The sequence below is a fragment of the Sphingobacterium sp. UT-1RO-CII-1 genome, from assembly GCF_026711005.1.
Lineage (GTDB): Bacteria > Bacteroidota > Bacteroidia > Sphingobacteriales > Sphingobacteriaceae > Sphingobacterium.
The window spans coordinates 13639-27195 of sequence record NZ_JAPPVJ010000008.1 but is presented as its reverse complement, the minus strand read 5'-3'; the positions used below and the strand labels follow the sequence as shown (position 1 = coordinate 27195).

Below are 13557 nucleotides of genomic sequence, written 5' to 3'. Positions count from 1 at the left end.
TCTGTCATTAAAAACACAGGATATATTTGATAGGAAAAGTCTATATTGTCATTAATATAGACTTTTTATTCCCCAATAAGTGTTATTCCACGTTTTTTTATAGGTAGGTTATTATAAAAAAGACAACATGGTATTTAAGAAGTTCGCTCACAATTAAAATCAGAAAAATGAATACAATACATTACTTTTTTATTGGAGTAGCTTTATCAATAGCGATATATATTGTTCGGTTTATTGCTGTTTTTTGCATATCGAAATATTATAAAGTAGAGACTCCATTTGAACTTAAATTTAGTGTCCGAGATTTATTTTTCGAAAGTATTATTGTCGGTTTACTGTTTTTGATCTTTGGGTTTTTATCTACCTATTTGCTAAAAGGCTTTAGTTCTTTACTGATTACCACACTTGTCCTCTCTCTTTTTCCAACTTATTTTTATGTTTTCAAACCTATTCAATACTTGATAAAAAAACACAATATATTTCATTTTCAAAACCCTGATAAAGATTCACAAGAATTAATAAAAAAATATTCAATCAAGATCGTTGATACACCGGAGATTAACGCTTATGCAACAGGAATTTTCCCTTTCTCCAAGACTATTTTAATTACAAAACCGCTTTTAGATAATTTAACAAAAGAAGAACTACAGAGTATTCTCTTACACGAAGTTGGGCATCTAAAGCGCAATCATTTATTTAAGCTTTATATTGTAGTATTAATTCTTACTGTTTTTTCTGGTTTTTTATTTCAGATGCGAACTGTACTTTTTACAGACGTCCATTTTGTTATCGACTTAGCATCAGTTTTCATTACGGGCTGTTTAATGGGATTATTATTATGGTATTTGCCTGGTAAAGTACAATATAGATTTGAATTATCAGCTGATAAATTTGCTGCAAAAATAAACGGTCCCCATAATCTTATAAGTGCTTTGCAAAAGTTAGATAACTTAACTGCTGGAGAAGTATCTAAAGGAGGAATTACACATCCAACATTATCTAAAAGAATTTCACATATAAACTGTGTATAAAATATTTCTCAAGTCTACTAGCAGTCATTTATAAATCTTAACTATCAAAAACCACTTCGTTACATTAAAGAAAAACCTATAATTTTCGATCATCTAATACTCTCTAATAATAGCTGTCTATAACGGAGGTCATTGGACCACCCTGCCTTAAACTGCTTATGTTGCTATTGCATAAACATATTACAGCAGAATGGTAAGATAATGAGATGATAAAATAAAACTCCGAACACTGAACCTTATTAAGAAATAACTGAGTAAAAATAAAACTTATCACAAAAATGTGTATATTAAGACAATTACAGAATAAAACACTCATAAACAGCCAATTAAAATAAAAACTATGAGACAAGAACTTTTAAATGAAATAAGCCAGGCTTTTGAAAAAACCGATCAGAAACTAAAAGCGGCAAACAAACTTTTTGATGAGCAGCAAGTAGTATTGTCTATGTATAAAAGTAGTCCCGAAAAAGAGAAAAAAGTTAAAAACCGCCTAAAGAATTATCTCCTAAAGCATCAAGATAAATGTGAAAAACTGGCACTAAAGTTCAGAAATAACATTGAAGAGGAAATAACCAGATTAGATAAACTGCTGGAGCCACTAATCACTCATAAAAACATGCTTTTTAGCGTTTTAAGCAATAACCCTAATAGCATCTTATACGATAGCGATGATACCATCGAATATATAGTTGCGACACCTGCGTGGATTAATATAAATATAGAAGCGCCTTATATTTTGGTTGGTAATCATTCTCCTGAATTCATGCCCTCCATGTTGTTTTTTTATGTAGACATTAAAAAAGAAGTCTGCTGCGTTAGTATTTGTAATCCGGATAGGTTGGATATAGAATATAATTCGAAAACACCGTGGCTAAAGTTGGCCGAATTTCCACTAGAAAACTATAATATAGAAGAGGTACACCAAATCATAGTAGATTACTTGACTAACGATTTGGCTTTCTTAGGTGAAATACAATGCCCAAGTTAGATTTCTTAATAAAAAACACATTCAATAAAAATCAAACAGTTGATCGGCTTCTACATACATAAAACCAAGAAAATCCAGAAATAATTAAACATCTTAAATATGAGAATCTGCTTATTAATTTTATCATTGCTGGTTTCACTTCACTCGAGTTCCCAAATTGTTAAAAATTTAGAAAAGAGATTTATTTTTCGCTTAGACTACAAACCAGACTCTAACAACTTTAATCGTATTGAAACTGAGTTTTTTTTTCTAGATATTTCAGAGGAACAATCTGTATTTAGAAGCGAATCAACACATATTAAAGATTCCATTTTGAATTCAGATAATCCAAACAGTCTGATGCAAACTCCCAAAACTCAGTTTCGATATACAATAGTCAAAAACTTTTCAAATAATAAAATTAAGTCTTTTCATGATTATACAACATTTAAATTTGCTTTAGAAGAAGAAGATTCACAGATAAATTGGCAAGTCCATAACGATAACAAAGATATTCTGGGATATAATTGCTCAAAAGCAACTGCAAAATATAAGGGAAGAGAATATACTGCCTATTTTGCACAAGAAATACCATTTTCTGATGGGCCTTACAAATTTAAAGGCTTACCCGGAATGATATTACAACTGCAGGATAGCAATAATGAATACAATTTCGAAGTAGTAGGTATTTCTAATTTAAAAAATTATGACTACTACTTAGCTAGACATGAAAACTACAAAACGATTTCAAAAAAAGAACTAGCAGAGTTTGAGGATAAGATAAAAGAAAAACCATCTTTAATATTAATGAATCCTGGGATTCAACTCTCTCAAGAAGCTTATGAAAAATACGATAGAAACCATAGAGAACGGAATAAATCCCGCAACAATCCAATAGAGTTAACGCGTGACTAGTAAAGTAGAAAAATCGTTAATGTATCTTATTCGAGCGAGCCTTTGTTCGCTTTTTCTTTTATTTTCATTTTTAAGCTACGCCCAGAATCATATTAATGGTAAAGTGATTTCAGCCGATGGTGCCCCTCTCGGAGGAACAAACATAACTATTCTTGGCAACGACAAAAACTTAATAAATTTTACTGTTACAGGAGAAAATGGAGAGTTTTCAATCAAAATTGACAAAAGTATACCTGGTCCTCTCCAAATTAACGCCAGAAAAATGAATTATGCCTTTTCAAGCCAAACAATTGAAAATAAAAGCCAGAATATTGAATTTTCAGTCAACTATTATCGAAGAAGTGATAGTGGAAAATAAACGACCAATCTCTCAAAGGGGAGACACTTTATCCTACGATGTAAATAGCTTTGCTGAACAGAAAGATCGAAGCATTGGCGATGTTCTATCAAAACTTCCCGGAATTGACGTTCTTTCAGATGGTCGAGTGCTATATCAAGGGCGGCCAATAGAAAAATACTATATCGAAGGAATGGATCTATTGGAAGGTAAATATAATCTTGCCAACAATAACTTACCATACAAAACAGTTTCAAGTGTTGAAATTCTCGAAAACCACCAACCAATACGTGTACTTGACAGTCTTATTACCAGTGATCGTGCCTCACTAAACATCAGGTTAAAGGAAGATATCACTGTAACTGGAGTGGTCAATCTAGCTTCGGGCGCAAAACCTCTCTTATGGGAAGCGAATTTGACGCCTATGCTATTTAAGAGAAACCAACAAGCCATAATATCATACCAAACAAATAATACAGGAATAGATGTAGGAAAGGAACTGAAGACCTTAACCATTGAGGATTTATTAGAGCAATTTGAGAACTCAACACAAAAAAAAGATCTGCTGTCGTTAACATCACCAATGTTGCCTAATATTCCCAGTAAAAGATTTTTGGACAACAATGTCCATATGGCTACCGCTAACTTTCTTTCTAGACTTAAAGATAATACGGAACTGAGATTAAACATATCTTATCTTCACGATTTTCAAAAACAGCATGGAGAAAATATTACTACTTATTTTCTTCCGGAAGGAGAACTATCCGTTAACGAAAGTATCTATAATAAAGTCTTCGTGCGGGATATACAAGCTAATTTAACTGCGCAAAGAAATACAAAAAACAGTTTTTTTAAAAATAGTCTTAAAACTGAAATCAACTTAGATAGGCAAAAAGGTGAATTGTATTTAGGGGAGTCTACTATTCAACAAAACCTTCAAAATCCATACTATGCAATTACTAATCAGCTAAAATGGATTACCCCAATTAGAGGACAGTTATTTACCTTTTATTCATTTCTAAATTTAAATAGAACACCTCAGCAACTTTCTGTTTATCCTGGTAAATTTGCTGACGCGATTAATAGCGATGTTGACAGTCTTAACCTCGAACAGGACGCTGAAAAAAAGATATTCCAAACAAACAACTACTTAGAATATACAGGTAAGATAAAACGCTTTACAATAGGTGCTAAATTAGGATTTAATGTAGTTTCGCGAAATACGGAAAGTCAGCTATTTAGTGACAAGGAGGTTTTACAAGATCAGTTTACGAATGATCTTAAAAGCACTAATTATAGAGTTTATCTGCAACCGACTTTCGCCTATAAACACCTTGATTGGGATCTAAGTCTACAGTTACCTGTATCATTTCAACAAATAAAATTAAATGAGATAATCAGAGCAGAAAGACGACCGGCCACTTCTGGTACAGTGATAAACCCAAAGTTCGTTGCTAGGTATAACTTAAGTCCTTATTGGCGGGCCATTGTTGGGCTCGGGTATAACAGTGAATTTCAAAATGCAGAGTCGACATTTTTTGGTTATATGATGACGAATTACCGTACATTACAAAGTATGAATTACCCTATAGATCGCAAAGTGTCACAAACTTTTAACATAGGTTTGAATTATCGTAATCCTATCAAATCATTATTTTTCAGCACCTTCTATCTATTTTCAAACAATCTGTTGCCATACCTTGTTGGTAATACTGTAAAGGACGATGGAAGCATTACGCTTACAGCCATTCAAGGAGAAAACAGGAACATAAACCATACTTTAAATTCAAAAATCAGCAAATACTATAGTCCAATAAAGACTACTATCTCTGTTGGTGCAGACATACAAATAGGGGCAGCAGATCAATTGATAAATTTAATGATCGTTAAGGCAAAGAACCAAACTATAAAACCAAATCTCAAATTTAACACCAGATTTTATGAATGGATCACGACTGAATACAATGTAGAAACAATATTCAATTCGAATAAAACCACCAATCAAAAACGAAAGAATACCAGTATTCTTTCAGAAGGTCTGAAAATAAATATTTATCCTAAAAAAAATCAATATATTGGAATGAGCTTTGAACATTATTTTAATAATTTTTTCAATGCTGATAAAAACAATTTTTACGCAGACCTCAGTTACAGATACACATTTGAAAGAAGTAAAATTGATATAGAATTTAGAATGATAAACTTATTTAACGAAGATAGATATATTAGCTCAAGTTTTACAGATTTTTATCTTTACCAAAGTGTTTTTCATATACGGCCAAGACAAACTTTAATCGGAGTAAAATTTAATTTCTAAAACCCATAAAAGTAATGTAAATTGGAAAAACCTGGGACCTCTTCCCTACCGCTATACCTACGGACGAGCAGGTCGATATCCGCTACAAAAAAGTGCTGAAAAAAGAAGGATGACACAGACTCTAAACTGATGGATAGTGAAGTAGTTATGAATATGCAAAATCTACTAGATATAGCACCTAACTTTGAGGAAATGAATGCTCAAGAAATCCAATCTTTTGCCTCGCTATGGTCTACATTGCAAACAAACGACAGTGCTATCCGTATCTTTGACAAAAACGGCAACCTGATTGAAGGTAGTGAATCTTTCTTCGACCAATATCTATTGAACAGATGTACCGCAACTAATCAATCATCGGCTTACATATTGGGCTGTGCCATGTGTGACATCTGGGAAGACTATAACGACATCCCTACAGGGGATATATTCCTTTTTCACAGATTAAAACCAGCTCGGAAAGAATGGAAAAATAAAGATTTCCGAGCGAAGAGAAGGAAGAGGTAATATACTGTTTCAAGTACGGAAAATTTAAACTGAGGGACTCTATAAGATATATAAAAAATAATTATAAACTTGATGTACACAAAGTTAGTATTTTCATGTATGTTTGATAAAGGCATGTAAAACCAGTCGAAAATGCGTCTCAGAGCTATCGATTCCGTATTGACTCCGAGTCATCTCCGTGCTGAGACCGAGTGATACATTGTAGCAAAACAGTAGCACTTCCAGCACATTCCCCATACAGACCCTTGCTTAACACTACCACCACACAGCAACAACCCAAGGAACACCCAAGGATGAGCCTACGAGCATACTGCAGTCGTAAGAAAAAGTGAAGACTACCCAAATATCTTACTATTTAGAAACTATACTTTGTGACATTTTTTTATCATAAAGGTTATTATTATATTCGTTATCTAGCTAATTGAACCGATGAAATTTATTAAGACCATTACAGTTACTGTTTTTTGTATTTTATTACAAATAATATGCTTTGCAGAAAGTCCATCATTAACAAAAAAGCCTGTACCTAACTGGATACGCCCAACAAACTTGCAACCCAAAATACCTGACCTACAGGATATAAATGATGGTTACTACTTAGAGTCTACGGAATATCAAGTCGATCTAAATACAGAAACAAAATTCTACCGCACCAAAAAGGTTTTGACAGAAAATACTGGTGCAGAAAGTGCGGGGCAAGTTCACATTAGCTTTGTTCCTCAATACCAAACATTAATTTTACATGAATTATATGTCCTACGTGATGGAGAAAAACTTGATCGACTGGACTTACAGAAATTTAAATTGATGGCATATGAGACTGAATTATCTCGATTTATATATAACGGCACTTATTCTGCATATCTATTAATAGATGATCTCAGAAAGAATGATAAAATTGTACTCTCTTTTTCAATAAAAGGTTTCAATCCTGTATTTAAAGGATCTTTTTATGACAGCTATCTATTACAGGGGCTCGAACCTACTGGAGCTATACATATCAACTATATTGTTCCTAAGCATCGTAAACTTTATTTTAAAACTTTTCTAGGAGCAGCTCCCCCTAAAGAACAGGATTTGGGCTCTGCCATAAGCTACTATTGGGAAGAGACAAATACGGAACATATTCCACATGATTTTAATACACCTGCATGGTACCCAACTAGACAACGTATTGAGTGTTCCGAATTTGAGAAATGGGCAGATGTCGCAAAATGGGCAGACGAGATCAATCCAATACCAAACTTATCTACCAAAGGAAGGCTGCATGAGTTTGCAGATGAGCTATGGCAAAGGGCACAAGGAGATTCTATGGCCTACGTCAGAGAAGTTGCTGATTTCGTACAGAACGAAATCCGATATATGGGTGTTGAAGTTGGCGAGTATTCGCATAAAGCGAATCTGCCAGAACAGGTATTTTCCCAAAGATATGGTGATTGCAAAGACAAATCTGTATTAATGTCCACCATGCTAAGACATAAGGGAATACAGACCAAACTTGTGCTTGTAAATTCTCTAGAGGAATATAATCTAGAAGCTTATTTACCCTCACCCGGTGCTTTCAATCATATGGTAGTTTATCTTATGGTTAATGATCGTGGACAATACATAGACCCTACTATTAGCAACCAAGGCGGCCATATAAGTAAACGTTATTTTCCCTTCTACGGAAAAGTACTTCATATAGAACCAGGAGGGGAAATACACAGTACGGAGAAAATTGTATCAGGTAAAACCCGCATTGAAGAACGTTTTATACTTGAGAAAAATGGGGCAGCCACCTTAAATGTTCTCACAACACACTCAGGATCAAGCGCTGATATCATAAGAATTCAACTAACACAGATAGCGAAAAATAAAATTGAAAAATCTAACCTTGAATATTATCAAAACTTTTATAAACAAATAAAGAAGTTATCTCCACTGAATATTGAAGATGATAAGCTCAACAATATATTGCGCATAAAGGAGTCTTACAAGGTTGAAAAAATAGCAGAGGTGGAAAAGCTAACCAATAGATTAGCAGTGTCAGTATATGCAACAGGTTTGAGCCAATATGTTCCAGAAATAATAGAAGCTCGTACAACACCCATCGTATTAGAATACCCATTAATGCTAGAGCATGATGTTTACATAGTTAACCCTGACGGCGTAAATGCTCCAAATATTAAAGGTAATATTTTTGTCTCTAGGGATAGCTATCATTATGGCAAAAGTATTACAGTAAGCAACGATACATTAAAAATAGCTTTCAGGTTAGGCTTTCACGACACTTACGTGAAAGAAAATCAAACCCAAGAGTTTATAGAAGATTTTTCGGATTTAGACAATATTTTCTCTAGTGCAGTTTATATAAATAACGATGGCTTTATAATAGGATCGAAAACGCAAAACCAAGTAAACAGTTGGCCAACAATATCATTTATAGCATTACTCTGCTTGTTCACCTGGATAATTTTTAAATTCTATCATAGACGAACAGCAACATCAATAATATATCTATACGATAGCCCAAGCTATAACTCCATAGGGGGATGGTTAATTGTACTTGCGATTTTTCTTTGTTTAAGTTTATTTAGTATCTTCTTTAGCTCAATAACCCTCTATTTATTCGACGAATCGGTATGGAGCACATGGGGTGCCCACCTCGGTATTTCACAAATACTATTTGGTTCTCTATTAATTTTTGAGTTTATTATTAATACTTTCTTGCTCTTTATGTACGGATATTGCCTCTACTTATTGATAAAAAAACGTGATATCTTTCCACAAACTATATTAATGACACTGATCGTACAAGTGGTATTTGTGTTATTAGATACAATGATAGCTTTCATAATTTTCAAACAACAAGTGATTACACCTAAAGAATATATAGCTTTTTTTAGAACGATGATTTTGGGAATCACATGGGTTTTATATCTATTTAAATCAACTCGTGTAAAAGGTACATTTGTGATAAAAGCAAACAACAACAAATGAATGCCATTCTTTTAAAAAGAAAGTTTATTTATCGCCACATATAGTGAGACAAACAGCTAGTGGTAGAATCTTATTTCTACACGGCTTAAACGCCTTTTGTAGAACGCACGCATATAACGAAAGATATTGCCATAGCGAGAAGTTAAATTTCTTCGCATTCAAAGTGCAACTCTTTAATACATGGATCCAACCTCTTTTTTATATGACAGTATAATAAGATATCAGCCAGATATGGATATCGGGGATAGAGTCTGAAAAAAAATCTGTATATTTATCATGGCTGTAGATTGATTTTCAACAAATTAAATGTAACAATCATTGCTATAGAAAATTATCGCCTTTGTCACTTATTTAGAACGCTACCAATAACGAATATAAAGTTTTTTAAAACCAAGGTAATTGGAAAGAAATTACTTTTGATATAGCAAATATATTTTCAGAAGCTTGTACAATTGGATGGGTTCTAGCAGATTTTATTAATTGTTTATAAAAAAAGGAATGGATATAAAAAAAACGAGTACAGTATATTTGATTCTCTCATTACTACTTTTTCTCTGCTTTCCCTTTACAGGAGCTTTGGCTCTCTATTATGTGATAAAGGCAAGAAACATAATAGAAATTAGTGAAGCAAAAGCTCAAGAATTTTTGGAAAAAAGTTATAGGTGGCTTATTATTACTACAAGCATTTTCTTTATCCTATACCCCCTACTTGTGCTTTTCTTTTTTATCCTACCAAAGATGTAGTCTGCCCTATATAAACAGAATTCTCCCCGCAAACATGTAATGGTTGATGGCGGCCTTTATTGGTAACAGTAGCCAGAGCGATTGTTTCTTCAATCCTTATATTAGTAGTATTGTTCAGATCTATACTCTTGGTTTTGAGGATTATTACCCCCTAAATCAGATGCAAACCAATTATAAAAAAAACATAATATTGTGCTAAACGAAAACAAAAATGTTAGGAGATATTTATCTCTAAAAGGAGTAATATAGTTATAATTGAATCGCTGTTCAAAGAGTGTTAACAACATGATAAAACAGACTTAAAAAGAGACTATCTCTACTAAATGGTCCATTTTGAAGACATACATGAACAGTAAGGCCTTTACATGAACGGCCAAGTATAATGACTTAGCCGGCTATGTATACTATTTTGTCTGCTAAGTCAACATACTTAGCCCTCAATGAATAATTCTTTGCCCCATTTTGCAACGTTTGGCCGTTTTTGTAATTACACCACCCCACAAACATCAAGACAACAAGCCCTATGTAAAAAACATTGACGGCAAAAACAACATACATAGGCTGATTTACACATTACAACAAGGCCATGTAATCACAAAATGAGCTAAGTATGTTACGTTAGCGGCTATGTATGCTGCGCGAATGACCATATTCTCAGCATTAGCGGCTATTTATACTACCAGAACATAGTTGTAAGACGTGTATATGAGCAGGTTTTTGCAGCTAGCAACGAAATCTCTCACAGTCGCTGTTCGTTTACTAGACATAGCCTTCTAAGATGTGAGCTCACATCTTAGAAAGTAAGATTTAAACGTGAAATATACAGCGGTTGGACAGGAATAGTAGGTTATTGCTCTAAAAACATAAGACAACATGGCTATGTAAGAATCATTAATCATCGGATCAGATACTGTATGGAATATATCACTGTGTTTAAAAATATCTAGCGGTTCTTTCTCCATCTATCAAACTGGCCAAATCAACCTGCAGCTACAACAGACTCAAAAAAACATCGCATGAAAAATAAAGCCATACAAAATGCCATATTTATGGGCTCTGCAGAAAATAATATTAGTTGACTACAGAACTCCATGGATAGATAGCCCAGATTGCGCGTCATAAATGACATTACGAGACGAGCCTGTTATTTCATGTTCAATTTCTTTAAGCGTTCTTTTGCTGCAGGAATGATATCATCATCTTCGTCATAATTTTCAATAACACTTTCCAACGTGCTCTTCGCCTGAAGTTTATTGCCTTTGGCAGAATAGGTATCTGCAAGCAAGATAAAACTTCTCGCTACCCAGTAGTCCTGCTCTTCCATATTATTGACGACATCAAAAGCTGTTTCCTGGGCTTTGTCATATTGCTTATTGTCATATTGCAGCTGCGCCATACGATAACGCGCCTCTGCACCAACCGCCAATTGGCTCTTCATTGTCGCTGCATTGAACTCTTTCATGGCAGATGTCTTGTTTCCTTCTTTTAACAAAGCTCGTGCACTGTACAAATGTGCTTTGGCTATGTCTTCTTCGGATGATCGAGCCGAATTCTTGATCAATTGTACATACTTGGCCACTTGATCGAAATCTCCGATTTCATAATAACAGACCATCAGGTTGGTTAACGCAAAACTATAGTTGTCTTTAAATTCAGAGTTAATTTCCAGCTTTTTAAGATGCACGATAGCTTCATTGTACTGTCCAAGATCCATGTATAAAGCCACCGCCGTCAGTAAAGTATTCTCCGTGTATTTGCTCGTCCAGTCGTTCAGGATAATATTCAGATCATGCAGTGCTTCCTGCGGGTGTCCGGTATGGTACAAACTCACCCCGCGAATATAACGGGCATGCTTTTCCTGTCTGGCTTTTGGAAATTTATCAAAGTATGCATTGACAGCTTCCACAGCAGGCCCGTACTGTCTTTTTCCAAACAGAGAATAGGCTGTCTGGAAAATCAAGTTATCCTGCTCTGCTGGACTCAGATTTTTGAGATTGGCGCCGAGCGCATAATGAATATAACCCGTAGCATCTCCCTCGTCTATATAAATATTTTCAATGGAACGAAGCGCCTGAGCTGCTTCATCCGTGGTAGCATATTCTTCTACGATCTTCTGAAAAGAAGCCTTTGCTGCTTCAGCATCCCCCTTATTGTATTGTACAAGGCCAATGGTCATCAGTGCGCGGGGAACATAACTGCTTCTAGGGTAACGTTTGACCATCTGTTGCAGCCCTTCGATCGCGGTGTCGTAATCTCCCATAGTAAAATACGTATAGGGAATTTCAAAAGCCACATCATCCGCATAGTTCGAGTTCGGGAATTGTTTTACAACCGATGAGAGCGTGCTAATCTTCGCTTCATTATCGCCTTGCAACCCTTGGATAATACCGCGTTGGAAGAAAGCATAGTCCTGATTCGGAGCTTTACTTTTAATTAACTCTTCATAATGCCGTTTGGCTTGTCCGTAATTTCGCACACTCAAATACGAATCTCCCAAACGGGCAATCACATCATAACGCACACTTGCTTCTAGCGATTTACCCTCGCTTGCCAGAAAGCGCTCGAAATACTCAGCTGCCATGTTAAAGCTATTGCTTCGGAATGCCGCATAAGCTAACGCATAATGCGCAAAACTATATACATCGGTGCGGCGAGCGACGGGCAAGCTAAGAAATTGGGAAAAGTTTTCAACTGCCTCCTTGTATTTGCGCACTTCGTACATCGCTTCTGCTTTCCAATACGTCGCCAAAGCTGCCATTTCTGCATCGATTGGAAATTTTTCAGATCGCATAAACATCGATATGCTGTTTTCAAAAGCACGCTCGTTATAAAACTCTAAACCACGGTAATACGTTGCCCTTTGATAGGTCATATCACTTTGGCGCCCACGGTTGTTTAACGATTCTAGCAGGCTCACCCCGGCATGGAAGTTACTTGTACCCAACAAAACTTCGATCGAAAGTTCTTCTGCACTTTCTGGTTTTTTGTCACCAGGAGTTCTCCCTACATATTTCTTACTAAGATACTGTTGGAGGACGTCTAGTGCAGCACTGGTAGAATCCAACTCCTGTAAAGTCTTAGCATAGTTAAACACCGCATCCTCTTTTAAAAGCGGATCAAGGTTTAGTTTCATCGCTTTGACAAAAAAATCTCGTGCACGTTGTTTATTGCCGGTTTCTAAGGCGATATGCCCCAAGGTAATTAAGGAGCCTTGATAATAGGCGTCAGAAGTTTCCACCTTCTCCAAAATAGAAGTCGCACGTGGGTATTCCCCTGCTCCGTAGGCCAAATAACTGATTCTGTAATTATCAATATTATTACGCGAAGCATTGGGGTGGCGTTTGAGCAACTCATCGTTATAAGCTTGTTTGAACCTATTCCTTTCAAAATATGTAGCAGCGGCTATATAGCGCAATTCCATGTCAATTGCTTGCCGGTTGATATCCATCTCTGGGCTTCGGCGCACCTTTACGGCATCAGCCAACATTGGCCGGTAATCACGCACCACGTCAATGGATTCCATAACTGGGGCTTGCCCTGCATGCTGTTCACTGCCTTGCCGCGTATCTTTCTGCTGCTTTTCCTGCTCCTGCGCATACCCTATAGTTAGCAACACTGAAAAAACTCCAGTGATCAGGTGCTTTATATAGTAATTACCGCTGTTGTTTTCTTTCAATATCATTGTTCGTCCGTATTTCTGAGTTTTTCCAAACATACCTTCACTGAGAAGATAATGATACAATCTTCTAGCCAAATATCA

Annotated in this window: 8 protein-coding genes; 7 read left to right on the top strand and 1 reads right to left on the bottom strand. The window is 35.4% G+C overall.

Annotated features, from left to right (window positions below):
- Positions 1-167 precede the first annotated feature (167 nt).
- From ORI89_RS16130 to ORI89_RS16100, 7 genes are all read left to right on the top strand, one after another.
- Positions 168-1031, top strand: a complete 864-nt coding sequence (locus ORI89_RS16130; protein ID WP_268231546.1) for a M48 family metallopeptidase — start codon at positions 168-170, stop codon at positions 1029-1031.
- 340 nt (positions 1032-1371) lie between these two features.
- Positions 1372-2019 (top strand): hypothetical protein, encoded by a 648-nt coding sequence (locus ORI89_RS16125; RefSeq protein ID WP_268231545.1) that lies wholly within the window; start codon positions 1372-1374, stop codon positions 2017-2019.
- 99 nt (positions 2020-2118) lie between these two features.
- Positions 2119-2913, top strand: coding sequence for a GLPGLI family protein (locus tag ORI89_RS16120; RefSeq protein ID WP_268231544.1), 795 nt, complete (start codon positions 2119-2121; stop codon positions 2911-2913).
- Positions 2906-3271 (top strand): carboxypeptidase-like regulatory domain-containing protein, encoded by a 366-nt coding sequence (locus ORI89_RS16115; protein WP_268231543.1) that lies wholly within the window; start codon positions 2906-2908, stop codon positions 3269-3271. Before ORI89_RS16120 ends, ORI89_RS16115 begins: the two co-directional genes overlap by 8 nt.
- Positions 3261-5567, top strand: a complete 2307-nt coding sequence (locus tag ORI89_RS16110; protein ID WP_268231542.1) for a hypothetical protein — start codon at positions 3261-3263, stop codon at positions 5565-5567. The genes ORI89_RS16115 and ORI89_RS16110 overlap by 11 nt, the downstream gene beginning before the upstream one ends.
- Positions 5568-5696: 129 nt before the next feature.
- Positions 5697-6071 carry a DUF3658 domain-containing protein gene (locus ORI89_RS16105; protein WP_268231541.1) on the top strand — a complete coding sequence of 125 codons (375 nt, stop codon included), beginning with the start codon at positions 5697-5699 and terminating at the stop codon, positions 6069-6071.
- 429 nt (positions 6072-6500) lie between these two features.
- A complete protein-coding gene (locus ORI89_RS16100) occupies positions 6501-9053 on the top strand; it encodes a DUF3857 domain-containing protein (RefSeq protein WP_268231540.1) in 2553 nt (850 codons plus the stop codon).
- 1888 nt (positions 9054-10941) lie between these two features.
- Here the strand turns inward: ORI89_RS16100 and ORI89_RS16095 are convergent.
- A complete protein-coding gene (locus tag ORI89_RS16095) occupies positions 10942-13479 on the bottom strand; it encodes a tetratricopeptide repeat protein (protein WP_268231539.1) in 2538 nt (845 codons plus the stop codon).
- Between the last annotated feature and the right edge of the window lie 78 nt (positions 13480-13557).

Coding starts and splice junctions, on each gene's coding strand:
- ORI89_RS16095 (WP_268231539.1), bottom strand. CDS start 13,479: ATGATATTGAAAGAAAACAACAGCGGTAATTACTATATAAAGCACCTG.
- ORI89_RS16125 (WP_268231545.1), top strand. CDS start 1,372: ATGAGACAAGAACTTTTAAATGAAATAAGCCAGGCTTTTGAAAAAACC.
- ORI89_RS16130 (WP_268231546.1), top strand. CDS start 168: ATGAATACAATACATTACTTTTTTATTGGAGTAGCTTTATCAATAGCG.
- ORI89_RS16120 (WP_268231544.1), top strand. CDS start 2,119: ATGAGAATCTGCTTATTAATTTTATCATTGCTGGTTTCACTTCACTCG.
- ORI89_RS16105 (WP_268231541.1), top strand. CDS start 5,697: ATGGATAGTGAAGTAGTTATGAATATGCAAAATCTACTAGATATAGCA.
- ORI89_RS16100 (WP_268231540.1), top strand. CDS start 6,501: ATGAAATTTATTAAGACCATTACAGTTACTGTTTTTTGTATTTTATTA.